We start from the raw sequence: 20,991 nt of genomic DNA, 5'->3' as shown, positions 1-20,991 counted from the left end.
TCATCAGAATGACGTTAATTATACATAAAAAACCTGAAAAAATTCAGGTTTCGCATGATTTTTCATGATTTTTTCATCGAAAAGGAGAAGAAAGCACTGGTCAGGGCAATTCCCAGCGCCAGTGCGCCGGCGCAGCCCAACGTGTGAATTCCGATTTCCAAAGCGTTCATCGTGTTGCCCTGGATGATGGCCAGCATTGTATAATACATGCCGCCTCCGGGAACCAGGGGGATCAGGGCGCAGATCAGAAACGTCGTGACCGGGGTTTTCATGCGCCGGGCAAGCAGCTCGCTGACCAGACACAGTCCGCAGGCTGCCAGAAACATTGCCAGCACTTCGCCGCCGTGAACCTGCATCACCAGTTCATAGATCAGACTGCCCAGGGTTCCGGTGAGCGCCGCCGCCAACAGTTTCCGATCATGAATATTAAACAAAATGCCAAAGCCGATTTCAGCGAGAAAGGCTCCGATCAGTTTGATCACCATAGCGGGTTTCCTCCCAGCATCATCCACAGACTCATGACCAGGCCGGGTCCTAACGCCACGGCAATCGCGATCAGGAAAGCCTCGACGCCGCGGGTCATCCCGGAGATCAGATCGCCGGACAGGCTGTCGCGGATCGCGTTGGTAATCGCCAGACCGGGGACCAGAAGCATCAGACAGCCGATGATTAACGCGTCTAACGACGGCGCCAGTCCGGTTTGATTGAAGACGATCGCCAACAGCGCGGTGAGAGCCGAGCACAGGCTGATTGCGAAGAAGGACGGAAACTGGCGTTGTTCCAAAATCGAACTGCATCCTTCAATCAGGCCGCCGATGACCAGCGCGCAGCACAGATCGGGAAATTGCCCGCCGAAGAATAAGGTGAATCCACCCGCGCCTAACGCCCCAGCCGCAATCCGGCGCGAAAGTGAGTACGGGTGAAGCCGGGCGATCGCGCGCAGCTGTGTTAGAAATTCGTCCAGCGTCAGCGTCCTGCTTTGGCGGGAGAGCGTGTTGATCCGGTCGATCCGGTCGATATCCAGACCGCGCGACTTGATCCGGACGATCTTGCTGACGGAACGCCCGCCGGCGACGATCGTGACGAAGATGCCGGTCGGCAGCACGATGCTGCTGGCCTCCTGAGCGCCGTAATTCAGGCAGATCCGGCAGATCGTGTCCTCGACGCGGTAAATCTCTGCGCCGCTTTCCAACAACAGCTGGCCGGCGTAGGCTGCACTTTGCAGCAGCTGATCAAAATCGTGGGTCATTTTCTGAATCCCACGCTTTCTCCATCGCGAAGGATCTGTTCACCAACACGCAGCCCGTCGATCGCGGCCGACACGATTCCGCCGGCATAGCCCGCGCCTTCGCCCGCCGGGTACAGACCCGGGGTGGTTAAGCTCTGAAATTGTTCGTTCCTTAGGATCCGTACCGGCGAGGAAGACCGGGTTTCGACACCTGTCATCAGCGCGTCGGTTTCGATAAACCCGGGAATTTTCTGATCAAAATAACGCAGCGCTTCCGTCAATGCTCTATTGATGGAGGGGGAAAACAGCGGATGCAGATCCGTCATCGTCACCCCGCGGCTGTAGCTGGGAATCACAATCCCGTAATCGTGGGAAGGCTGGGCGGCCAGGTAGTCCGCGATCCGCTGGCACGGCGCTTTGCCGCAGCGGCCGCCCAAAATCCACGCCCGGTGTTCAAGTTCCTGCTGATAATGCATGCCATCCAGCACGCCCTCGCCGAAATCGCTGCGGCGCACCTGGACTAACAGAGCACTGTTGGCATTGGCCTGATCGCGGGCGTATTCGCTCATTCCGTTGGTCACGATCGCTTCGTCCTCGCTGGCGCTGGCGACGACCATGCCGCCGGGACACATGCAGAACGAATAAACGCCGCGGCCTTCCCGCGTCTGACAGGTCAGCCGGTATTCCGCGCTTTTTAAACGCGGATGGCCGGAGGCTTCCTTATATTGATTCTGATCGATCAGTTTTTGCGGATGCTCGACACGCACGCCGACCGCAAAGTCCTTGGCTTCCATCGCGATCCCGGCTTCGTGCAGCATCGTAAACGTATCGCGCGCACTGTGGCCCAGCGCCAGCACCAGCTGGCGGCAGGCGATCCGCTGATCCCCGGCCGCAATCGCGCAGACTCCGTTTTCATCCGTGAACAGCGCGGTCATCGGTGTGTTGAAGCGGACCTCGCCGCCCAGCCGCTGGATTTTCAGCCGGATGTTTTTGACGATCTGCCGCAGCCGGTCGGTGCCGATATGCGGATGCGCCTGATAGCCGATCTCCGGATCCGCGCCCGCTTCAATCAGCTCGTCCATCACTTTGACAATCCGCACATCTTTGACGCGCGTCGTCAGCTTGCCGTCGGAAAAAGTACCCGCGCCGCCTTCGCCGAACTGCACATTGCTTTGCGGATTCAGCGGCCCGCCTTGCCAATAGGTTTCGACGTCCTTCACACGCTGATCGACGTCTGCGCCGCGCTCCAGCACAATCGGCCGCAGTCCCGCCTCGGCTAACAACAGCGCCGCGAACATGCCGCACGGGCCGAAGCCGACGACAACCGGCCGCGGGCCGTCAAAGGAAACCGGCTTGGGCGGCTGATAGCGATAAGGTTCAGCCGCGCTGACATGGGTCAGTTTCTTTTTGAGGATCTGAGCTTCGCCCGGCGTTTCAACCAGGACGGTATAGACAAACCGCAGCGGTTTCTTGCGCGCGTCCAGCGATTCCTTCACGATTTTCCAGGATGTCAGACGGCCCGGACGCAGCCGCAGTTTCTTCATAATCAGGGATTCCAGGCTTTGCGGATTTTCATCCAGCGAAAGCTGTAAATTGGATATTTGCAGCATGGTTGATCAACTCCTGTCCTCCATTATAACAAATCTTATGACAGTGTGCGCTCTTTGCTTGACGAATTTTACAAGATCGTTACAATGAATGAGAGAGAATCACGAAAGGAGTCTTCCGTATGAATCAAGCGACACAATTCCGCCGGGATCTGCATCAGATTCCGGAAACCAGCTTCACAGAATTTAAAACCAGGGAGTATGTTGTTTCCGTCTTAAAAACACTGCATTGCGAGCTCATCGAGCTGTTGGAAACGGGCGTAGCCGCCTACTTTGACGCCGGCCGGCCGGCAACGCTGGCGTATCGCGCCGATATGGACGCGCTGCCGATCCAGGAAGAAACGGGGCTGGAATTCGCCTCGCGCCATCCGGGGAAAATGCACGCCTGCGGCCACGACGGCCACATGGCGATGCTGCTGGGATTTGCCCAGGAGCTGGATCAGCTTGACCGCAGCGGTTGGAAAAACAACATTCTGTTAATCTTCCAGCCCTCGGAGGAAACGGTCGGGGGCGCCAAGCCGATCTGCGATACCGGGATTTTTGAAAAGTACAACGTCAAGGCGATCTTCGGCACGCATTTGTGGCCGTTTATCCCTGCCGGGACCGTAGCCAGCCGGCCGGAGGAGATGATGGCGCACGCCAGCGAGGTCACGGTGACGGTCAAGGGCAAGAGCACCCATTGCGCCAAACCGGATGAGGGCATCGACGCGCTGGCGATCGGCGCGGAGCTGTTATGCCGCCTGTACGCGATGGAAAAGAAAATTGCTCCGAACCAATACCGGATTTTAAAGTTCGGAAATTTCCACGCCGGCACGGTGCGCAACATCCTGCCGGAAACCGCGGTGCTGGAAGGCTCCTACCGGTCGTTTCAGGACGCCACGTTCGACTGGATGATCGATCAGACGAAGGCGATCATGCAACAGCTGGAACAGGAAACTGGCTGCCAGATCGTGTTTGATTATACGGAAGGCTATCCGGCCGTGATCAACGACACCCCGCTGTTTGCGAAGGCGCAGGCGCTTCTGCCGCAGCTGCAGGTGATGGACAAGCCGGAAATGATCGCGGAGGATTTCGCGTTCTATCAGCGGAAAATCCCGGGCGTGTTCTTCTTCTTGGGCACAGGCACGGGCATCGCGCTGCATAACTGCCATTTCAATTTTGACGAACAGGTGCTGCAGGAAGGGATTAAGACCGACCTGGCGCTGATGAACATTGATCTGTAAACATAGGAAACGCTAGGAAGGCTGGGGTGTGACTCAGCCTTTTTTAGGTATGGCGGGCATTGAAATGTTTTCCGCCATCTCAAAAGACCGGCATAAAGGTTAAAAAAGGCAGCGGACTTTCCGGGTAAACGGGAAGAAGCAGCCATACTAAAGAGGAAGAATAATGAATCGGAAAAGAGGGGTGTTATGAAAAAAATTGCGGTGATCACCGGTGCAGACAGCGGTTTGGGTCGGGAATATACGCGGCTGATCCTGGAAGAATCAAATGTGGATGAAATCTGGGCGCTGGCCAAAACACCGGCCCGGCTGCAGCGGCTGGTTCAGGATTTCGGCGCCCGGATCGTTCCGGTCGAAATTGATCTGATGCAGCTGGACGCTTTGGTGGATTTTCATCGTCGTTTAAGTCTGGAAAAACCAGAGATCCGCTGGCTGATCAACAACGCGGGGATCGGCAAGTTCGGTCCGTTTGAAAAGCTGGAAGCGTTGGAAGCGGCGCGGATCGTCGATCTCAACTGCCGCGCGGTCGTGGAAATGACATGGAACTGCCTGCCCTATATGCCCCCGGGCAGCCGGATTGTCAACACGGCTTCCCAAGCCGCCTTTCAGCCGCTGCCGTATTTCAGTGTCTATGCGGCAAGCAAGGCGTTTATCGACCGGTTTTCACTGGCGTTAGCCGTCGAGCTGAAGCCGCGGGGGATCACGGTGACCTCGGTCTGTCCCTGCTGGATGAGAACCCCGCTGCTCAATAAGGCGCAAACCACGGCCAGACCCGACGTTGTGCGGATGTTTCCGATCACGGATCCGGCCCCGGTCGCCCGGGCGGCAATTTCTGACAGTCAGAAAGGCAGACGCCGCTCCGTTTATGGAACGCTGACGCGGCTCGCTATTTTGGGGGCGAAGCTGCTTCCAACCGGAATCACAATGGCCGTGTGGCTGATGCAGCAGGGACTTAACGGCATGCATGTCTGGCATTGTCCGCACACCTCTAAGCCCGGGGAGGCAGAAACACATTACGAAATGTTGAAACTGCTGGAAACTTCAATTCAGGCCAGTCATGCCGGTATGCCGCGGTGAAAGATTGTCATTCATTTTCAGAAAAATTTCATTTCCTGCTTGACAAGTTTCCGCTTCAGATTTATCATACAGTCATTGATATAACAGCGATGAAAAGAAAAAGTAAACCTGAACTGCTTATCCAGAGAGTTCCCGGTTGGTGCAAGGGAATATGAGAAGCAGGTTGAACACATCTTGGAGCAATTCACCGAACGAGGAATCAAGTAGGCTGGATCGGAACCTGTACCCGTTATCGTACTAGAGTATAGAAGTTTTGTACTCGAAGAGGCTGGACTCCGCGAGGAATCTGGTAAATTAAGGTGGAACCACGAAGGGAAAAACGACCCTCTCGTCCTTAGCTGCAGGACGGGAGGGTTTTTGTTTTAGCGGCGCGGGCTGAAACGCATCCTGTTCGGGATTCAATTTCATTTCATGCTATATCAAAAAAGAAAAAAGGAGAAATGAAAATGAAAATCGGAAAATTGGGAATGGGTTTGATCGGATTGGCGCTGGTGGCGATGACGGGATGTCAGAGCGCCGCCAAGCCGCAGGGGGACAGCTGGAGCGCAATCGAAGACAGGGGGAAGCTGGTCGTCGGGATTGACGATACGTTTGCACCGATGGGCTTCCGCGATGAAAACAACGAGCTGGCCGGTTATGATATCGAGATGGCCAAGGCCGTTTCAGAAAAGCTGGGAATTGCCTTTGAATTTCAGACGATCGACTGGTCGATGAAGGAATCCGAATTGAATGCCGGCAACATCGACTTAATCTGGAATGGTTATTCAATTACGGACACGCGGAAGCAGCAGGTGGCGTTCTCCGAGCCTTATCTGGAAAACCGCCAGCTGATCATCACGCTGGCGGATTCCGAGGTCAATTCCAAAGCGGATCTGGCAGGGAAAACGATCGCGGTGCAGAAGGAATCGAGCGCCTTGGAAGCGGTCAGCGCCGATGCTGCGTTCACGTCTGCGTTAAAAAACGGCGCGCCGGAGGAATTCGATACGAACATCGACTGCTTTATGGATCTGGAAGCCGGCCGTTCGCAGGCGATCGTCGTCGACGAAGTGCTGGCGCGGTATGTGATGAAGCAAAGAGGTCAGGAAAAATACAAGGTGCTGGACGAGAATTTTGGAACGGAACAATACGCAGTCGGAATGCGCAAGCAGGATACGACGTTGCTGGAGAAGATCAACGAAGCGATGAAGGCCTGCAATGAAGACGGCACAACGGCGGCGCTGAACGCCAAGTGGTTCGGGGAATAAGCATGATCCGTCAGATTCTGCCGTCATTACTGGCTGGCGCCGGGGTCACGCTGCAGGTATTCTTTATAACGCTGATCCTGTCGCTGCCGCTGGCTTGTCTGCTTCAGGCGCTCCAGCAGTTTTCCGGCCGCGCCTTAAAGCCGCTGTTTCGCGGCTACATCACGCTGATGCGGGGGACGCCGCTGTTATTGCAGCTGATGTTCATCTTCTTCGGCATGCCGTATCTCGGCCTGACGCTGAGCCGGGAACTGTCGATTTTTATCGCTTTCACCTTGAATTATACCGCTTATTTTATCGAGATTCTGCGCGGCGCGTTAAGCGCAGTCGATCCTGGACAGGCGGAAGCCGGGAAGATGCTCGGATTCTCCCGCCGCTATATCTACTTTCGGATTCAGCTGCCGCAGGCGCTGCGCACGGCGATGCCTTCGATTGGCAACGAAGTCCTGAATTTGGTCAAGGACACGTCGTTGATCTACGTTTTGGGGGCTTCAGAGCTGCTGAAAGCCGGCCGTTCCGCCGTCAACACGTATGCGACCGCACTGCCGTTTGTCGTCGTCGGGATTCTCTATCTGGCGATGTGCGGCGGGTTCAGCTGGCTTTTGGGACGGATTGAGAAACGCATCAGTTATTATTAGGAGGGCAAGTCATGAGCTGCATCGCAGAAAATTGCGCCAAGACCTTCGGCAGGACGCCGGTCTTTGAAAATGTGTCATTGCGCGTGGATCCGGGTGAGATCGTGTGTCTGATGGGACCCTCCGGCGCTGGAAAAACCACGCTGCTGCGCTGTCTGTGCGGGCTGGAGCTGCCGGAAAAGGGCACGATTTCACTTTCCGGCACGGTGCTGTGTCAGGATGGCCGCTGGCAGTCGCCCATGGAATACCGGCAGAAGATCGGACTGGTATTTCAGAACTGGAATCTGTTTCCGCATTGGACCGTCATGCAAAATCTGATCAAGGCGCCGGTTCATCAGAAACGGATGAATCGGGCGGAAGCTGAAAAAAAAGCCCGCAGGCTTTTACAACAGCTGAATTTGGCGGAGAAGGCGGACGCCTATCCCAATTCACTTTCCGGCGGGCAGAAGCAGCGGGCCGCGATCGCGCGGGCCTGCATGCTGGCGCCGGAAATCCTGTGCTTTGATGAACCGACCAGCGCGCTGGACGAACAATCGGCGCTGGAAGTGTCCAACATCATTCAGTCGCTGGCGAAACAGGATGGTTTGGGGATTCTGGTCGTCACCCATGACGAACAATTCGCGCACCGCACCGGCACGCGTTTCGTCCGGCTTAGCGAACTTCAGTCTAAAAAATAATCATGAACCGTATCCCTCAGGGAAGCGCTCAGGCACATCGTGCCGGGCGTTCCTTTTTTTGTGACAAAGGGGATCAATCGGTAGTTTGGGGTATCGTGCAGCTGGCCTGCTTCATCAATGACGCTGAAGCGGGAAAAATCTTCCCCGATGCCTTTTCCCGACCATTTGACGACGCTTTCCTTCGCCGTCCACAGTGAAAAAAAGGCTTCCGGATACTGGGTTAGCCAGGCCTGTTCCCGGGGGTGAAAGAACCGGCGGGTAATCGCTTCCTGACGGCAGGGATGGGGCTGTTCGATGTCGATGCCCACCGGCGCGCCGGCGATCAGGCAGATCCACTCCTGCCGGCAATGGGAGATGCTGAAATGCAGCCCCGGCAGATCGGCGAAGGCTGGCTTGCCCCGGGCGGAAACAACCTTTTGTACCGGGACAAAAGGCAGCAGGTGCTGATCTGCCAGCCAGGACAGTGCCTGATTCAGCCGCTGCGCGCTGTCGTTTCCGCTGAAATCAGCACTGAAGCGCCACAGTCCCCTCAGCGGCTCATTCATGCGCGCCCAGTTCGGTCAAGGTAGCCAGAATATCTTTTACATTGCGGATTTTGCGGATGCTGCGGACATTGATCTCAACGTCAAACGTTTCTTCCAGCGCCGCGACAATATTAACGATATCGAAGGAATTCAGCTGGAGATCGCGGACCAGATCGGTTTGTGCGCTGACGCCCGGCTGACCCGTTTCAGCGATGATGATCGCGATAATTTTTTCAAGCATAGTCGGCCGTTACCTCTTTTCTAAAACGGTGCTGCGTTTGATTTTTTTGGTCGCCGTTTTCTCAAATTCAGAATCGCGCAGCTTAATCATCTGGATTTGTTTGTATGCCGGCAGCGTTTCGTTGACCTGATCGATCTGCGCCTGCAGCTGTTCTAATATTTCATATGGCGACATTCCGGCGGTCAGCTCGGGATCCGGATAGACCATCAAAGCCAGCCGCACGTCGTCGGCATGGGCGGAGGAGTTCAGCCCGAAGGCCATGACCTCCTTGATCAGCGGCAGCGAACTGACATAACCTTCAATCTCTTCCGGGGAGACTTTCTTACCATTCTTAAACACGATCAGATTTTTCTTGCGGCCGGTAATCGTCAGATGTCCGTTTTTATCCAGACTGCCCAGATCGCCGGTCATAAACCAGCCCTCGTCAAACGCTGCGGCCGTCAGTTCTTCGTTTTTATAATACCCCTGCATCAGGGACACGCCCTGAACGAGAATTTCGCCGTCCTTAAGCTTCAGCTTGTAGCTGGGCAAAACATGACCAACGGTGTCGACGCGGCGGTCCTTATTGCGGTTGACCGCCAGTAATGGAGAACATTCCGTGATCCCATAGCCCTGGATGATCTGAAAGCCGAAGGCCTCCATTTCCTCGCCGATTGAGGCCGACAGGTGCGCGCCGCCGCAGATGATCAGCGACAAATGTCCGCCGAAAGCGTCGCGGATCAGCTGCAAAAACGCGGGGTGCAGCGTGATCCCGAATTTGCGGCAAAACTGAAACAGCTTCATATATTTGCGCAGGGCTTCTTCTTTGCCTTGTTTGCGCAGCGTGCGCCAGATATTCTGATGAAGGGTCTCGACGATCAGCGGCACAGCCATCATTGTTTCCGGCGCGAAGGCTTTCAAATCGCGCATCATCGTTTTTAATGAGCCGTTGACCCCGACCGTGCTGCCGTGCAGAAGCATGTTGATGACGGAACAGGTCAGGCCATAGGTGTGATAGAAGGGCAGCGAGGTGAAGACCGTCGCACCGACCCCGACCAGGCGCATCGAGTCAGCGGCGTTGGTAAGAATGCCAACCTCCGACAACATCACCGGCTTGGAGGTGCTGGTCGTACCGGAGGTGTAAACGATCGAAGCGGTAAAATTTTGCGGATGATCGGGAAACGACCAGACGCCCTGACGGCGTTTGACGAGGGCCTGCCCCTGCTTCAGCAGCGTCTTCAGCGTGAATTCACCTTCGCCTTCCATCAAGATCAACTGCTTCAGCGTCGGATTTTCCTGGCATAACAGGCTGCCGACAGGCTGGAAGGCCGGGGAAAGAAAACAGGCTGTGCAGTCCGCCTGCATGACCATGCTTCGCAGCACGTCGTCGGATTGTTCGATGTCGATGCACACGGCGGTGCGGCCGCTGATGATCAGCGCGAAGTAAACAAGCAGCCATTCGATACTGTTTTCGCTGATGATCGCAACGTTGCCTTCAGGCAGCGCCAGCCGGAAGGCTTCGCTTAACGCCTGGACGTTTTGCTTCAGCTGGATGAAGGTCAGACTGCGGCGTTCCCCCTTCGCGGCGTAACTGACCAGCGCTTCTTTTTCGGCAAAACGGCGGCTTGTGCCGTCGATGAACTGGCGGAAGGTAGCGTAGTCGTCGGCCGGGTAATAGGCATAATTTTTCATTGTGAGGTCCCTTTCCTAAAGTTCGTGGAATGTCCATTCCAGCTGCGCATGGATCTTGTCGTAATCATTTAAGAGCTCCAGGAACTCGTCGACCAGTTGCGGATCAAACTGCGTGCCCTTGTTGCGGATCAGTTCGGCCCGCGCCTGATCGAGCGAGAGCGACTGGCGGTAGGCCCTAAACGAGGTCATCGCGTCGAACGCGTCGGCCACGGCGATCATCCGCGATTCCAGCGGAATCTGGGTACCAGCCAGACCATCGGGATAACCCTTGCCGTCCCAGCGTTCGTGATGACCGCGGATGATGCCGGCGATATCCTGAAAGAAGCTCATCGTGGAAAGAATCTGACAGCCCAGCTCGCTGTGGCGGCGGATCTGCGCGAATTCTTCCTCGCTTAATGGTCCCAGCTTGGTCAAAATGGAATCCGGGACGCCGATCTTGCCGACGTCGTGAAACAGGCCGGCCAGGCGGATCAGCTCCAGCCGCTGCGGATCCTGAATTCGTTTTTTAGCCAATAACGTCGTGTAATAGCTGACCCGATCGGAATGGCCGCGGGTGTAAATATCTTTCGCTTCAACCATCAGCCGGACCGCCGTTATCGTTTCCATATAGCTGTCTTTGAGCTGCTTGTTCGTTTCTTTCAGCTGATGGTTGCGGCTTTGCAAGACCGTATGCAGAACCATCCGCGCGATCGCCGAACCCGCCTGACGGCTGTAGAGCGTCAATAACTGAATCAGTGTTTCGGCCGGGGCCTGCCTGAAATGAATTCCGATCATGCCGAGAAAATGCCCGCTTTCATCATGCAGCGGCAGGGCCAGGCGCTGTTCGCACAGATCCGGCTGACGGGAGCTTTTTATCCGCTGGATCGCGTCGAGAAAATTCGGATAGTACAGCCGCATAAACTGCCCCGCGTCCAGCTCATAATCGCCGCTGCCGCTTAATAACAGCGAGGAAACCAGCGACACTTTTTCGCTGAAGGAGGGGATGTTCTGCGGGTTGAGCATCACGAAGACGTCGTCTTCATGACACAGAGAACGCACCTGTTCCACGATCGCCGCGATCAGCTGCTGCGGATTCTGATCCTGATACAACGTCGTGACGTTGCCGAGAATTTCGTTAAGTCCGTCGCGGTAGCGGCGGATTGTCTGCATCTGGCGGATCGACTTGACGCACGATTCAACCAGCAGCTCCAGCTGATCGAATTTATCGCTTTTTTCATAGTAGCCCTGGATGTCCAGCTCACGGATCGTCTTGACCGGCGGCGCCAGATCCTTGTGGCCGGTTAGCAGGATGATAAACAGATCGGTGTTGAACTTGCGGATCTCCTCGACGACCTTGTCGCCGCAGATTGGATTCATCAGAAAGTCCAGCAGCAGGATGTCGTAGTGATCCAGACGGATTTTTTCGATAGCCCGCCGCGGATTGCTTTCAATGTCGACGGTGTAGCCGCAGCCCTCAAAATAAGAGCGCAGCGCCAGCGTGATCATTTCATCGTCGTCCAACACCAGCAGGCGGAACTCGTTATGGATCTGACCTTTGCGATTTTTACGCATCAAAAGGGACTCCTTTCTTCAGATTTAGGCAGGTTTTCTTCCTGCAGGACTTCGCTGTTGAGCGGAATCGTGAACCCGAACACCGCGCCGCCGCCCGGGTTATCGTTAAACCACAGTTCGCCGTCAAACTTTCCCTGGATCAGCGCTTTGGACATATACAATCCCAAACCGGCTCCGGCGGTGCCCTTGGATGTGATCATTTCCTTTAATAAATGACGGCGCACGGAATCGGAAATGCCGCTGCCGTGATCGCTGACCGAGAGCGAGAGCTGGTCGTCTTCCTGCCAGATCTTTAAGCGAATGGTGTGGTCGGATTGGGGCAGCTGAGCGTCGATCGCGTTGGCGATGAAGTTGTTGACGATCTGAACGAGGTTGTTGATATCCCCATGCAGCACAACCGCAGGCGGCACGCAGTTTTCTGCGATGAGCTGGCAGTTGTGGACGGTCAGCTCATGGCGCATGAGCAGCGTCGTCCGCCGCAGCAGTTCCTCGGGCGTGAAGGTGACCTTATCGGAGGCGTTCATACTGGCGGCCTGGCCTTTGACGGCCGTGATGATGTCGGACATGTACGAACACGAATCCTTGCAGCGGTGAATCCAGTCCGTCATTTCCTGAGCGATCTCCTTGTAATCGGCCGGGGTGACCTCCGGATCGCCGAAGCTGCGCTGACATTCGTCGACCAGATCATCCATCGCGTTGAGCGCTCCGGCAATCGACATGATCGGCGTTTTCAAGTTGTGCGCAATACCGCCGACCATCTGACCTAACGAAGCCAGCCGTTCCCGTTCCATCATCCGCTTCTGTGAATTCTGTAATTTCTGCATGCTTTCCTTCAGCTTGGTGACGTCCTTGTAAATAACGCTGAATCCGACGATCACCTTATTCATGATTAACGGCGTGACCTCGACCATGTAGTAATGCAGATGACCGTCGGCGACGATCGACTGTTCATAGGCGATCGAACTGCGGCTTTCGCGCGACGATTCGACGGAGCTGATCAGATTGTAGACGGCCGTCATCGCGCTGGGATCGTGATCGCGGTGGATGTTGATCAGCGGCTTGTTGATCTCAATCCCGCAGCGGCTGCCGATAATCTGGGCGAACGGCTGGTTATAGTTGAGCACCAGCCCGGTCTCGCTGAGGATCAGATAACAGTCGGAAATCCAGTCGAGGATGTGCTGCGTCGCAATCGGCGTGATGTTGAGGAAATTCAGCTTCTCGATCGCGATGCCGTGGAAGATGACCGTGAACACAAAGCTGATCGGTGTCGCAGCGATCGACAGGTTCAGAATTTTGAGCGTTGCGAGCATACTGACGACTAACGGAATCAGCGTGCCCAAGGAGAACATGACGGCCTGCTGCATATACAGGCGGTTGTTGCTTTTAAAGGCAAAGTGCAGGATGATGCAGATCGCGGCGATCATGCACAGGTAGCTGTAGCCGCCGCTGATATACATGTAGGGGCCGAACACGACCTCGCTGGCGATCACGCTGAAATGCTTGTAATGCAGATGATGCAGCGGATTGGTCCAAATCATGATGTTAGTGAGCACCGGGACGATAAACAGGCCGCGGACTTTCTTCGGCAGACTGTCGTAATGATGGGTGAAGACCAGCGCGATCAAAAGCAGCAGCACCGGCGCCATGCTTGTGCCGAAATTGGACAATGCGTCCCAGATGTAAAGCATGATTTCATCGCCGGGCGCGGTGAAGCGCATGCCGATCAGAGCGGTCATCCATTCGATCAGAATCATCGAGAACGCGACATAGATTTTATTGATCAGGTGGCTGCGGTTGGTGCGCAGGTTGCGCGAGACGATCAGCACCAGACCGATGATGGAGATGTAGAAGGTAATCAGGGCGCCGTTGGTTATCATCGGGATTCACCTCGTTTCTGACAAAGCTGGGCCAGCTCGCGGTCGGGACGCGGAAGCGGCCAGCGGTAGCCTTCCGCGTCCAGCGCCTGCAGCGTCACAGCGGCGTCGGGCTGGATTTGAACGGGCTGCTTTTCCAGCTGATTAAGCTGTTCGATCAGACTGCCGATCACATCGCTGCCTGAACCGGCTTCCCGCTGCAGCGCAGCGGCGAATTGTTCGTCGCCGACGATGGGCAGCTGCGGGAAAATTTCCTTAAATGATAGCAAATGAGGATTCATCAGATGCAAAACGGTCAGGCGGGAACGCAGGCCGGCGACGGCCGCCAGGGCGCATTCGTCAACCGCCGTGACCTCCGCCGCGGTCTGTGCCAGCACCGGATTCAGACAGCCGACCTGCAGGATGGCCTGACACAGCCGCCAGAAGGCGTTGGTTTGCGGATGGCGCTGGAACTGACCGTCCCGATGCCGCCCGCACAGCCGGCCTAAGCGCAGGATCCGCGCCGGCTGGCCGGCAGCGATTGCCTGACGAACGGCCTGTTCGGCCAGAAATTTGCTTTCAACGTACAGATTTTCGTTCCAGTTCTGCCCGATGTCGAGATCGGTTTCGCAAAAGCTTGCCGGTTTCTGCGGATCGGCGGGCAGATACGACCCGCTGACGCTGAGCGTGGAGACATGCACCAGCGGGACGTTGATTTGCCGGGCGAGGGCAAGCATGTTGCGGGTGCTCTCGACGTTGGCGGCCAGAAAGGCATCGCGGCGGCCATAGTGACTGACCTCGGCGGCGCTGTGCACGCCGCACGTCAGCGAGGCTTGCAGCCGTGATCGCTCTGCGGCGGACAATCCCAGATCAGAGCGGGTCAGATCGGCATGCAGGCAGACAAGTTTGTTCTGATAACGGCCGACCCATTCCGGGCCGAATAACGCCTGCGCTTTTTCCAGCAGCGTGGCTTTATCTGAACGCGACAGGACAACGATCGAGCACGACAGGTTCTGTGTCAGCAGCACGTCGATCAGATGCAGGCCGAAGAAACCGGAACCGCCGCTGATCAGCGGGCTGCGCCAGTTGACCGGTGTATCGGATTGCAGCGGGAACTTGTCTAACCGGGGGGAGACCGGCTTTTGGACTTGCCACTCCGGCTGTATTTTCTGACGCTGTTCAGCTAACGTCGGGTGGGCGTAGAACTCTTCCAGTGTCAAATGCAGGCCGAGATTGTAATATTCTGTCAGTAACGTCAAAGCGCCCAGCGAAGTGCCGCCCTGATCGAAAAATGACAGATTTTCGTCCAGTTCGGAACGCTTCAAGACCTTCCGCCACATCGCCGCCAGATCGGCGGGGCCGGCTTCTTCCACAACCGGCGGCATTTCAATTTCGGGCTGAATTCCTTCGGAAGTACAAGGCCGGTCGGCAGCGGCAGTTTCAATCAACGCCGCCAGCGCCCGCCGGTCAGTTTTGCCGGAGGCGGTGAGCGGCAGATGATCCAGCCACGTTAGCGAGGAGGGGATCATGAAGTCCGGCAGCATGGATTTTAACGCCGGCCGCCAGTCCGTTTCTTCGCTGCCCGAGACAAACGCGTGCAGCGAGAGCACCTCGTGATCCTGAATCCGCGGGATCACGGCGCATTCGCGGATGCCCGCAAGACGCAAAAGCTGCTGCTCAATTTCCTGCAGCTCGATGCGGTGGCCGTTCAGCTTGATCTGACTGTCGCGCCGGCCAAGATATTCCAGCTTGCCTTGCGGATTGACGCGGACTAAATCGCCGGTGAAGTAAAACCGCCGCTGAGGCTGCTGCGGAGCCTGAACGAACGCCGTGTTTTTATCGGGGGCGTTGATATAGCCCAATCCGACCCCGGCGCCGCCGATCACCAGCTCGCCGCTCTGCATTGGCAGACAGCGCTGACGGGCTTCGTTTAAGACATAGGTTACGTAATTGGCCAGCGGCATACCGATGGTGACCGGGGTTTTGGAAACTTCATCCCACGTGGCATACACCGTCGTTTCCGTCGGACCATAACAGTTGAGGATCCGGGCTGAGGTGCAGGAGGCAATCTGGCGCACTAACGGCGCGGGCAGCGCTTCCCCGACATGGATGATTGTTTTGACCGAAGCCAACGCTTCCCGGAATGCAGCGTCGGCCATGTTCATCTGCATTCGCGTCGGTGTGAACTGCACGAAATCACAGCCCTCATTCTGGATTAAGGCGGCCAGCTCCCACGGCAGGCGCAGCTGGGATTCATCGGCGATCACTACCGTCATATCCAACGCCAGAGCGATCAGACTTTCCGTCAGGAAGACATCGAAAACCGGATTGGTCGCGCATAGAGCCCGCCGGCATCCGCCGAGCAGCGGCCGCATTGATTCCAGAAATGCCGCGGTGTTGCGGTAAGTGATCTGCGTTCCTTTGGGCAGACCGGTGGAGCCGGAGGTAAACAGGCAATAATGCACGGCGTCCAGCGGACGGGTCGGCGCCTCAGTCAGCACCGAACCCTGAGCGAGCACGGAACAGGTTGAAAGCGATAGATTCAATTTCTTTAATAAAGCCGGAGTTCCAACGATCAGATCGGCGCCGGCCTGATCCAGCATCGTTGCGATCCGGGCTGAAGGGAAGTCCGGATCCAGCGGAACATATGCCCGGCCGCAATGCATCAGTGCGAGCATTGCGACAAACAGTCCCTCGCCCCGCTCACACAGAATTCCAGCCGGCTTGGCCGAAGCGTTCTGCATCAGTGCGCCAGCCAGACGATCCGCCTGTTCGATCAGCTCGGCAAAGGTCGTCGTCTTTTGATGAAAGCGCAGAGCCGGATGGTCTGGATGCAGCCGGGCGCGTTGGCGAATCTGCACGTCCAGCGGCAGTCCGCAATATGGCACGCGCAGAGCGTTGGGCGCGTCCAGGCAGCGGTAGCGATCCAGCGGCGCAAGCACGTCCAATTCAGTCCAGACCGGATCCTCCTTCGTTAAAGTCATGACGATGTGTTCCAGACTGCGCTGGTAGAAGCGGATCGTTTCTTCGCGGTAGCGCTGGTTTTCGAATTCAAAGCAGAAATGCCAGCGGCCGGCTTCCCAATAAACTTCCTCGGTTAGCGGCAGTTTGCTTAACCCGGTCGCCACTGGCTGACAGCCCAGTGGCTGCCCGGCTAAGCGCAGCTGGTCCGCCGCGATCGGCCGCAGCGAAAACAACAGGCCGAAGACGGCGTTGCCGCCCACCTGGCGGGGCAGATTGAACATCCGGATTAAATCTTCCAGACTGACCGCCTGATGATCCTGAATTGCCGCCAGCTGATTCTGCACGCGCGCCAGCAGCGCGCTGATCCGCATCTGAGGGTCAAGCTGAAGCGCCAACGGCAGCGTATGCATGAATAACCCCGGCATCGCCTGCGTCGCCGCCTGCGTCCGGCCGCTGACCGGCATTCCGACAACGACCCGGTCGCTCTGGTTCCAGCGGGCCAGCTGAATCAGCGCCGCACAGGCAAACAGGGCGGCCGGCGTCAGCTGCTTCGCAGCGCAGAACGTGCGGATCTTTTCCGAGCCTTCCAGACTCAGATCATAGATGAGCTGACTGCCTCCCTGATGCGGCTGTTCCCGCCGGTCCTGCGGCAGAAGCAGCGGTTTCGGCAGCGGGGTCAGCGTCTTTTTCCAATACGCAAGATCATCTTCCGCAGGGCCATCCTGCATCGCCCAGGCCGCGTCTTTGTAGGTGAGCGCCGGCGAGCTGCAGACACGTCCCTGATAGAGCTGGTCGAGATGCGAAAGCAGTAACGGCGTCGTCAGCCCGTCGCTGATCAGATGATGCATGTCCAGTCCCAGCGCCCAGCCTTCTTTACGATGAATGAGGGCGGCGGAAAACAGCGGCGGTCTGGCCAGATCCATCGGCCGGATTAACGCCGCCGGATCCCAATCCGGTCCTGCTTCGATGATCTCGACGTTGAAGGCGACCTTGTCGTGAACCTGCATTCGGATTTCTCCATCATCCAGGACAAAGCCGGTGCGCAGCAGTTCTTCTTCCTGCACCAGTTGGACTAACGCTTGACGTAAGCGGTCGATATCGAGTGTGTCGGGCAGCGTGAACAAGCCCGGCATGTGGTATGCGTCGTTTTCCGGGTCGGCAAGCAGATCCGCCAGAATCGCTTTCTGTTGAAAGCTCAGCGGATAGGTTTTTTGTTTTGGAGCCGCTTGCGGCTTTGGCTGCGGGGCAGACTGCCCGCCGTCCAGCACTTCGCCGATCGCCGCGGCGGTGCGCAGGTGGTAAAGATCCGCCGTTTTTAAACGGATCTGAAATTTTTCTTCGATTAAACTTAACAATTCCATCGCGATCAACGAATCCCCGCCGTAAGCGAAATAATCGCTGTCCAGCTGCATGTCCGGCCGTTTTAGAAGCGTACGCAGCTGATCGAGCAGCCAGCGCTGAGCCGCGGAAGCGGCGGCGGATCTGAGGGGCTGAGGGGACTGGGGCAGCGGCGGCAGCCGGCTAGGATCCAGCTTGCCGTTAGCGGTAAGCGGCAGTTCGTCAACCGCAAGATAAACGGACGGGACGACCGGCGCGGGTAGCTGTTCCATTAAGGCGCGCCTGAGACCGGCCGGATCGACCGGCTGATCGCTGACGATGTAGGCTGCCAGAGTGCGGCGGTCATTCTGAAGCACGACCGCGGCGTTTTGAATGTGCGGCAGCCGGCGCAGCTGAGCGGTGATTTCCTGCGCTTCAATCCGGTACCCGCGCACCTTGAGCTGCTGATCCTGACGGCCGGCGATCACGATCTCGCCATCCTGCGTCCAATAAGCCAGATCGCCCGTACGATAGGCACGTTCTCCCTGTAAACAAGTCAGCGGCTGGAAGCTTTCGTCGGTTTTGGCGCGATCCTGATCATAGCCCAGCGCCAGGCAGGGACCGCTGATCCACAGTTCGCCAATACTCTCGCAAGGCAACGGCTGGCCTGTGGGATCGAGCACGAGCAGGCGGCAGCCGGGCAGGGGCTGGCCGGCGGTAATCCGGCGGGCGTGCGACAGCTCTTTCATGCAGACGCCGATCGTCGCCTCGCTGGGACCATATTGATTATAAAGCCGCGCCGATGTCCAGCGCTTGAGCTGACGCAGCAGGGCGGAAGGATAAGCTTCCCCACCGCAGACCAGACAGTCCAGCCGGGAGACCGCCTGACAAAATGCCGGATGTCTGAGATATGCCTGCAAGCGCGAAGGCGTCAGGGAAAGCATGCCGATGTGATAGCGGCCGATGTAATCGGCCAGCTGGGCCGGGTTCTCCGCCGCTTCCGCATCAGCGAAAACCACGCTTCGTCCATTCAATAACGCGCAAATCGATTCGATCAGGAACGCGTCGAACGCCGGGCTGCATAACGAAAGCACCGGATTTTGCGGATAGACGCCGGCCATCGCGTCGATAAAGTTGCATAAACTGGCGGAACCGACCAGGACGCCCTTGGGGGTTCCGGTCGTGCCCGAGGTAGTGACGATATACGCTGTCTCCGGCGGCGTGAAGGGACGCGGGGCGTCCGCAAGCGCGGCCGGATGAAACTGATCATCTTCGATCGTTTTCCAGGTCCAGCGCCGCTGCGGGTCCAGCTGTTCGCGCAGCGCGCAGGAACTGATGATCAAGTCTGCGCCCGTTTGTGCAAGCAGCGTTTTCAAGCGGTTTGCGGGTTGGGCAGGATCGAGGTTGATCCACACGGCGTGGCTGAGCATCGCCGCAAGCATGCCGGTGATCAGAGCTTCGCCCCGCGGCAGAAGCAGCGCGATCCGCAGCGGTTTTTCCTGCGGTAAAGTTAAAATCTGCGCGGCTAAAGCTTCCGCCTGAGCATTGAGCTGGGCAAAGGTCAGATTGCGGTCCTGATCGACAATCGCGATCGTCTGTCCCTGATTTTCTGCGATCTGACGCCAGCGGGCGGTCAGCGTTGAAGAGCAGACGGCTGCGGCTTGTGGATTGAAAGCATACAGAACGCGGTCTTCTCCGGCTTCTTCCAGCACGCGCAGTTGGCTCAACGGCGTATCCGGATGAGTCAGCACGTCCTGGAGGATCACGGTCAGGCTTTGATGCAGCTGCGCGATCCGGGCTTCGCTGAAGCTCTGGACCTGATAATCGTAGTCGATCTGCAGGGCGGCGGTTTCGCGATGGCTGACGTGCAGGCATAATTCCTCCATCTGCCAGCCGCTGAAATGCCAGGCGCCGCTGAAATGGACCGTGGTGTCCGAAGGCGGGGTTAAGCGCGTGTCTTCATAGGAAAGCGCGATCGAAAACAAGGCTTCCAGTTCCGGCTGCTGAGCGCGGGCCAGTTTCATGATTTCGGTAAACGGATATTTCTGATGCTTTAACAGGCGGTACCATTGATCGTTGAGCGTCTGGCAGAACTGATCCGCTGTCTGCGCAGGATCTGTTTCGCAGCGAAAGGGCAGCGTGCTGACGAACATCCCGCCGGCATTTTTTTCTTTGGATTGGGAACGATTGATTACCGGTACGCCGATCACCGGCGCTTTTTGGGCGTGAACCCGGCTGAGATAAACGGTCAGTCCCAACAGAATCATGATAAACGGAGAGATCTGACGCTCGCTGCAGAAGGCTTGAAGCCGCCGGCTGAGGCTTTCTGAAAGCGGGCGGCTGAACCGCTTTGATATTGGACTTGGGGGATAGACCGGCGCGGTCCGCAATGGTTTTGGCGCTTCCCATGCCGCGGTTTCCCGCTGCCAGAATTGCTGGTCGCGCTCGTAGCGGGGACTGCGCAGGTAGGCTTGTTCCTGACGCAGGTGTTCCCGATACGGCGTCAGCTCAGCTTCCTTGAGACTCTCACCGCGGCATGCGCGGCAATACAGCGCGGCGATGCGGTTGTGCAGCAGCACCTGCGCCCAGCCGTCGGAAATCAGATGATGCGCCAGAATCAGCACGCCGCCGCACGTTTCCCCGGTCTGAAAACCATAAAAATGGATCAAAGGCTGATCCAGATATGGCATCGGCGTCTGTGTCATTGCCTTTTGCCAAACGGCGAATTCCGCTTCGCTTACCGCTGAGAAATCCAGCACGGGAAAGGATTGGGAAACAAACGGAACAAAATACTGGCGCGGCCGGCCTTCGATCAACGTCAGCCGTGTTCGCAGCGTTTCATCATGTTCGACGATGGCATTCAGCGTTCGCTGCAAAGCTTCGGCGTCAAAGCCTTCGTCGATAAACAAAGTGGTACTGATGTGATTGATTGGCGTGTGCGGCAGCGCTTGTTCCAGATTCCAGATATTCTGTTGACTGAATGACAGGTCTTCAGTGTGGGGCTGCGAAAAGGTTTTCATCCCGGTCCTCCTTAAATTTGAAAGTGTGTCAGGAAGCGGTGAGGCATCAGGCTTTGAAGCTCAAAGTAAACATTAACTATGAGAATTATATCGGTTCAATAATCAAAAAACAAGACGCGGTTCATGACTTTTTGATTCAATTTTCATCCTGCTTTTTCGAATGCT

The 20,991-nt window shown here is 56.8% G+C and carries 14 protein-coding genes and 1 other annotated feature; of the genes, 5 read left to right on the top strand and 9 right to left on the bottom strand.

Features of this window, described 5'->3' with window-relative positions; genetic code table 11:
• Positions 1-62 precede the first annotated feature (62 nt).
• The 3 genes from I2D94_RS10175 to I2D94_RS10165 are packed head-to-tail and all read right to left on the bottom strand — an operon-like array spanning position 63 to position 2,838.
• On the bottom strand, positions 63-485 hold the full coding sequence (locus I2D94_RS10175; RefSeq protein ID WP_072684083.1) for a threonine/serine exporter family protein: 423 nt from the start codon (positions 483-485) through the stop codon (positions 63-65).
• Positions 479-1,249: a threonine/serine exporter family protein gene (locus I2D94_RS10170; RefSeq protein WP_195396735.1), complete on the bottom strand. Its 771-nt coding sequence runs from the start codon at positions 1,247-1,249 to the stop codon at positions 479-481. Before I2D94_RS10170 ends, I2D94_RS10175 begins: the two co-directional genes overlap by 7 nt.
• Complete coding sequence (locus I2D94_RS10165; RefSeq protein ID WP_072684085.1) at positions 1,246-2,838, bottom strand: NAD(P)/FAD-dependent oxidoreductase; 1,593 nt, start codon at positions 2,836-2,838, stop codon at positions 1,246-1,248. The genes I2D94_RS10170 and I2D94_RS10165 overlap by 4 nt, the downstream gene beginning before the upstream one ends.
• A gap of 119 nt (positions 2,839-2,957) precedes the next feature.
• On the opposite strand from I2D94_RS10165, the gene I2D94_RS10160 reads away from it, so the two are divergent.
• From I2D94_RS10160 to I2D94_RS10140, 5 genes are all read left to right on the top strand, one after another.
• Positions 2,958-4,058 carry a M20 family metallopeptidase gene (locus I2D94_RS10160; protein ID WP_195396733.1) on the top strand — a complete coding sequence of 367 codons (1,101 nt, stop codon included), beginning with the start codon at positions 2,958-2,960 and terminating at the stop codon, positions 4,056-4,058.
• A 186-nt stretch (positions 4,059-4,244) separates the two neighbouring features.
• Entirely contained in the window at positions 4,245-5,132 is an 888-nt protein-coding gene (locus I2D94_RS10155; RefSeq protein ID WP_195396731.1) for an SDR family oxidoreductase, read from the top strand.
• An 80-nt stretch (positions 5,133-5,212) separates the two neighbouring features.
• Positions 5,213-5,471, top strand: a binding site (T-box leader).
• A gap of 107 nt (positions 5,472-5,578) precedes the next feature.
• Positions 5,579-6,376, top strand: coding sequence for an amino acid ABC transporter substrate-binding protein (locus tag I2D94_RS10150; RefSeq protein WP_195396729.1), 798 nt, complete (start codon positions 5,579-5,581; stop codon positions 6,374-6,376).
• Between the two features lie 2 nt (positions 6,377-6,378).
• Positions 6,379-7,011, top strand: coding sequence for an amino acid ABC transporter permease (locus I2D94_RS10145; protein WP_072684088.1), 633 nt, complete (start codon positions 6,379-6,381; stop codon positions 7,009-7,011).
• Between the two features lie 11 nt (positions 7,012-7,022).
• Positions 7,023-7,685, top strand: coding sequence for an amino acid ABC transporter ATP-binding protein (locus I2D94_RS10140; RefSeq protein ID WP_195396727.1), 663 nt, complete (start codon positions 7,023-7,025; stop codon positions 7,683-7,685).
• Here the strand turns inward: I2D94_RS10140 and I2D94_RS10135 are convergent.
• Genes I2D94_RS10135 through I2D94_RS10110 form a run of 6 tightly spaced genes read right to left on the bottom strand, consistent with a single transcriptional unit; the run spans position 7,670 to position 20,826 of the window.
• Entirely contained in the window at positions 7,670-8,230 is a 561-nt protein-coding gene (locus I2D94_RS10135; protein WP_195396726.1) for a 4'-phosphopantetheinyl transferase superfamily protein, read from the bottom strand. The two genes, I2D94_RS10140 and I2D94_RS10135, sit on opposite strands and share 16 nt — an antisense overlap.
• Positions 8,223-8,450 (bottom strand): acyl carrier protein, encoded by a 228-nt coding sequence (locus I2D94_RS10130; RefSeq protein ID WP_195396724.1) that lies wholly within the window; start codon positions 8,448-8,450, stop codon positions 8,223-8,225. The genes I2D94_RS10135 and I2D94_RS10130 overlap by 8 nt, the downstream gene beginning before the upstream one ends.
• A gap of 9 nt (positions 8,451-8,459) precedes the next feature.
• Positions 8,460-10,121 (bottom strand): AMP-binding protein, encoded by a 1,662-nt coding sequence (locus I2D94_RS10125; RefSeq protein WP_195396722.1) that lies wholly within the window; start codon positions 10,119-10,121, stop codon positions 8,460-8,462.
• A 15-nt stretch (positions 10,122-10,136) separates the two neighbouring features.
• Positions 10,137-11,672, bottom strand: a complete 1,536-nt coding sequence (locus I2D94_RS10120) for an HD domain-containing response regulator (RefSeq protein ID WP_072684093.1) — start codon at positions 11,670-11,672, stop codon at positions 10,137-10,139.
• Positions 11,672-13,549 carry a histidine kinase N-terminal 7TM domain-containing protein gene (locus tag I2D94_RS10115; RefSeq protein WP_072684094.1) on the bottom strand — a complete coding sequence of 626 codons (1,878 nt, stop codon included), beginning with the start codon at positions 13,547-13,549 and terminating at the stop codon, positions 11,672-11,674. The genes I2D94_RS10120 and I2D94_RS10115 overlap by 1 nt, the downstream gene beginning before the upstream one ends.
• Positions 13,546-20,826: a non-ribosomal peptide synthetase gene (locus I2D94_RS10110; RefSeq protein ID WP_195396719.1), complete on the bottom strand. Its 7,281-nt coding sequence runs from the start codon at positions 20,824-20,826 to the stop codon at positions 13,546-13,548. The genes I2D94_RS10115 and I2D94_RS10110 overlap by 4 nt, the downstream gene beginning before the upstream one ends.
• Positions 20,827-20,991: the final 165 nt, after the last annotated feature.

This window comes from Holdemania sp. 1001302B_160321_E10 (assembly GCF_015552275.1).
Lineage (GTDB): Bacteria > Bacillota_I > Bacilli_A > Erysipelotrichales > Erysipelotrichaceae > Holdemania.
Note: the sequence above shows the minus strand (reverse complement) of the source record. Positions and strands in the feature narration are given on the sequence as shown.

Bases quoted from the DNA above. Each gene is read 5' to 3' on its own strand.
- I2D94_RS10120 (WP_072684093.1), bottom strand. From the start codon at position 11,672: ATGCGTAAAAATCGCAAAGGTCAGATCCATAACGAGTTCCGCCTGCTG.
- I2D94_RS10165 (WP_072684085.1), bottom strand. From the start codon at position 2,838: ATGCTGCAAATATCCAATTTACAGCTTTCGCTGGATGAAAATCCGCAA.
- I2D94_RS10130 (WP_195396724.1), bottom strand. From the start codon at position 8,450: ATGCTTGAAAAAATTATCGCGATCATCATCGCTGAAACGGGTCAGCCG.
- I2D94_RS10170 (WP_195396735.1), bottom strand. From the start codon at position 1,249: ATGACCCACGATTTTGATCAGCTGCTGCAAAGTGCAGCCTACGCCGGC.
- I2D94_RS10160 (WP_195396733.1), top strand. From the start codon at position 2,958: ATGAATCAAGCGACACAATTCCGCCGGGATCTGCATCAGATTCCGGAA.
- I2D94_RS10155 (WP_195396731.1), top strand. From the start codon at position 4,245: ATGAAAAAAATTGCGGTGATCACCGGTGCAGACAGCGGTTTGGGTCGG.
- I2D94_RS10115 (WP_072684094.1), bottom strand. From the start codon at position 13,549: ATGATAACCAACGGCGCCCTGATTACCTTCTACATCTCCATCATCGGT.
- I2D94_RS10140 (WP_195396727.1), top strand. From the start codon at position 7,023: ATGAGCTGCATCGCAGAAAATTGCGCCAAGACCTTCGGCAGGACGCCG.
- I2D94_RS10175 (WP_072684083.1), bottom strand. From the start codon at position 485: ATGGTGATCAAACTGATCGGAGCCTTTCTCGCTGAAATCGGCTTTGGC.
- I2D94_RS10145 (WP_072684088.1), top strand. From the start codon at position 6,379: ATGATCCGTCAGATTCTGCCGTCATTACTGGCTGGCGCCGGGGTCACG.
- I2D94_RS10125 (WP_195396722.1), bottom strand. From the start codon at position 10,121: ATGAAAAATTATGCCTATTACCCGGCCGACGACTACGCTACCTTCCGC.
- I2D94_RS10135 (WP_195396726.1), bottom strand. From the start codon at position 8,230: ATGAATGAGCCGCTGAGGGGACTGTGGCGCTTCAGTGCTGATTTCAGC.
- I2D94_RS10150 (WP_195396729.1), top strand. From the start codon at position 5,579: ATGAAAATCGGAAAATTGGGAATGGGTTTGATCGGATTGGCGCTGGTG.
- I2D94_RS10110 (WP_195396719.1), bottom strand. From the start codon at position 20,826: ATGAAAACCTTTTCGCAGCCCCACACTGAAGACCTGTCATTCAGTCAA.